Origin of the sequence: Peribacillus muralis (assembly GCF_001439925.1) — a bacterium.
GTDB classification, from domain to species: Bacteria; Bacillota; Bacilli; order Bacillales; family DSM-1321; genus Peribacillus; species Peribacillus muralis.
In genome coordinates, this window is sequence record NZ_LMBV01000070.1 from 1 (window position 1) to 713 (window position 713).

The 713-nt window shown below is 34.6% G+C and carries 1 protein-coding gene; it reads right to left on the reverse strand.

The features are described 5' to 3' along the window. Positions 1–144: 144 nt before the first annotated feature. Positions 145–570, reverse strand: coding sequence for an HIT family protein (locus tag ASU00_RS24115; RefSeq protein ID WP_057915963.1), 426 nt, complete (start codon positions 568–570; stop codon positions 145–147). Between the last annotated feature and the right edge of the window lie 143 nt (positions 571–713).

The following is a 713-nucleotide window of genomic DNA, read 5'->3' on the forward strand; positions in this document are numbered from 1 at the left end:
TTATTTTATTTTCATTAATACGTCTCATTATATTTTACAGTGGACTTCTTGTTGAACAAACCTGCCCCTATAGTTCCATAAGAAAAGAGTTTTCTTAAAGGCAGCTCTAGTCCTAAGCTAAAGCACCCATTAGTTGAAGAGGAATTAAATTATTTTTTTGATAGCTTCTACAATTTCATCCCTTGTATATAACAATTTATTTTTTATAATTTCATTGTTTAAAGACTTGTCCGAATAAAAATCAGCAAATGACTGATGTTTATACCTTGGTACAACGTGCATATGGAAATGAGTTAACTCGCTAAATATTCCTCCATTTTGACATATTGTTATCCCGTCAGGTTTATATAGTACCTTTATTGCTTTTGAAAGTAACCTCGCTGCCTGTATGATGGCGTTTGCGGTATTTGCATCCAGTTCATCAACATCTTCAAAATGCTCTTTTGGTAGTATCATAACGTGCCCTTCATTAAAAGGGTCGTGATCTAAAATGCAACAAACAAAATTGTTCTCGAAGACTAGATTTACAGGTGCAATTTTATTAGCTAAACTACATCCTAAACATTTCATATTTTCATTCACATTATCACCTCTCTATTGTATTTCTTTCTAGTAAAAAGAGTTTCCTTCTTTAACAAACCTGCCCCGTTAGCCAACCATGCAGCGCACGACCAGCGCTGCACCACAGAGAATGAAAATGGTGGAAAACCGTC

Excerpts from the sequence above, each read along its gene's own strand:
- ASU00_RS24115 (WP_057915963.1), bottom strand. The coding sequence starts at position 570 with ATGAAATGTTTAGGATGTAGTTTAGCTAATAAAATTGCACCTGTAAAT.